Raw genomic sequence first — 2,092 nt, forward strand, 5'->3', positions numbered from 1 at the left:
GACCCGTCGCGATCAATTGGCGAAAAACGCCAAGGGCTTGCCGAAGATGCAGGCCAGCGATACCCGTCAACTGATCATCGGCCACCTGGCCCAGGCCCTGCCCGCCCGCGAGGCCGGCGCTGAAGTCAGCCTGGCGATCGCAGGCGTCGCGGCCGACAGCCTGAGTTCGATGATCCCTGGCTTGCTCGGCAACGGTCAGGCTCAAGGCATGTTGAACGGTCAGCGCCAGCGCCTGATGGAGCAGATCGGCGCCGACCTGAACAACACGCTGCTGTATGTCTATCGCGACCTGTCGGATGACGAACTGGAAGAGTTTTCGACCTTTGCCGAGTCCTCTGAAGGCAAGGCTTATTACCAAGCGGCATTGGCGGCGATTCGGGCGGGGTTGGCAGTGGGGCAAAGTACGTCGAGCCTGACCCAGTAATTTTTGGCGTCCGTGAAATGGCCCGCGAAGACTATCGAAATGTCACCGCCGATCCCGACTCATGCGCTTGGTCAAAAACCCGAAATAGTCCTGCCGCGGCCCCGGCGACTCATTCGCCAGATGATGCCGCGCCTCAGGCAGCATCAACACCTGGGGCCGATCGAACTTGCCTCGCAGCACTTCAAGGTTGTGCTCCCAATCCACGGTCATGTCCGCCTGCCCCTGCACGATCAGCGGCCGCCGCGGGCTGCTCGGTGCCGCTTCGATACGCTTGATCCACCGTCCCAGCGCACCGACCCAGGCCGTTGGCAGACGCAGCGGTTGCAGCGGATCGGCCTGCAGGAACGCGAGGAAGTCAGGGTCGTTGGAATTCTCGCTGAAGCGCCGGGCGATGCCTTTGACAAACGGCTTGAGCAGGTAATAACTGAGCCGCGACCAACCCCAGGCTCGCGGCCGCACCAAGGGCGACAGCAGAATCACTTGCCCCTGGGCCGGGCTGCTCGCACCTTGATTGAGTACATGGTCGATCACAATCGCCCCGCCGGTGCTTTGCCCGCACAAGTGCCAGGGCTGCGGAAGGCCCAACGACTGCGCCTCGGCCAGCAGCCCTTGCAGCGTGCTCTGGTATTCGGCGAAGTCCTTGATGCTCGCCCGTTCGCCGCTGGACAGGCCATGCCCCGGCAGGTCACAGGCGATCACCGCAAAACCCTGGTCCAGCGCCCACTCGATCACATGCCGGTAGAGCCCGGTGTGATCGTAGAAGCCGTGAAATAGAAACAGCGTCGCCTTCGCCCGCTCGGGCCACCAGAGCTGGCTGACCACTTCATAGCCATCGACCTCGAAACGCCCCAGGCCACTGCGCAGGGTCCGTTGTGGAAAATCCAGCCCATAAAAACGCTGATAGGCCATGGCCTCCGTCGACAGCGGCTGCCACTCGGCCAATGGCCGCAGGCTGGCACGCAGATGATCGGGGTCGAAAGTGACAGACATGGGGCATTCCAGAGCGCGAAACGGACTTTATGGGCCTGCGATATTCATCTGTCGCGGCAAGCATGGCAAGCTAGCCGACCTTCGAGGATTGAAACCCATGCGCCCGGCCTACCGCACCACACTGCTTGCCAGCCTGCTCGCCCTTGTGTGCGCCGGCGTGCTGTGGGCCGCTTACGACTGGTTTCAGGGACGCTACTTGCGGGCGTTCAGTTCGCACACCGCGGTGTTCTCCGGCGACCCGTTGCGCCTGCCGGACGAACTCGCCGGCCCCGGCGCCATCCGCCTGGTGCACTTCTGGGACCCGGCCTGCCCGTGCAATGTCGGCAACCAACAACATCTGACCGAACTGGTTGAACAGTATGCACCGCAGGGCGTCGAGTTCTATGCGGTACAAAAGCCCGGCAGCCACGGCCAGCTGCCCGCCACCTTGAGCCGCCTTAAAACCATCACTGTCCTGCCAGGCTCCGAACAGATCCCTGCCAGCCCGGCGGTGGCGATCTGGGACCGCAGTGGCAAGCTGGCGTATTTCGGTCCGTACAGCGAAGGCCTGACCTGCAATTCGAGCAACAGTTTTATCGAGCCCATCCTGCAAGCGCTGAACGAAGGCCGGGCGGTGAACGCCACCCACACGCTGGCGGTGGGTTGCTACTGCCCATGGCCGGCGCAGATGAAGTAAGG

General features: G+C 63.0%; 2 protein-coding genes and 1 pseudogene. 2 read left to right on the forward strand and 1 reads right to left on the reverse strand.

The genetic code is table 11. The features are described 5' to 3' along the window. Positions 1 to 424, forward strand: a pseudogene (locus VJS90_RS00085) (hypothetical protein); the annotation flags it as partial. A 42-nt stretch (positions 425 to 466) separates the two neighbouring features. Here the strand turns inward: VJS90_RS00085 and VJS90_RS00090 are convergent. Further along, a complete protein-coding gene (locus VJS90_RS00090; RefSeq protein ID WP_324117910.1) occupies positions 467 to 1,414 on the reverse strand; it encodes an alpha/beta hydrolase in 948 nt (315 codons plus the stop codon). Between the two features lie 97 nt (positions 1,415 to 1,511). Here VJS90_RS00090 and VJS90_RS00095 point away from each other — a divergent pair, with 97 nt between their 5' ends. Beyond that, positions 1,512 to 2,090 carry a DUF6436 domain-containing protein gene (locus tag VJS90_RS00095; protein WP_324117912.1) on the forward strand — a complete coding sequence of 193 codons (579 nt, stop codon included), beginning with the start codon at positions 1,512 to 1,514 and terminating at the stop codon, positions 2,088 to 2,090. The last annotated feature ends 2 nt before the right edge of the window (positions 2,091 to 2,092 follow it).

The sequence above is a fragment of the Pseudomonas sp. genome (assembly GCF_035277045.1).
GTDB lineage: Bacteria > Pseudomonadota > Gammaproteobacteria > Pseudomonadales > Pseudomonadaceae > Aquipseudomonas.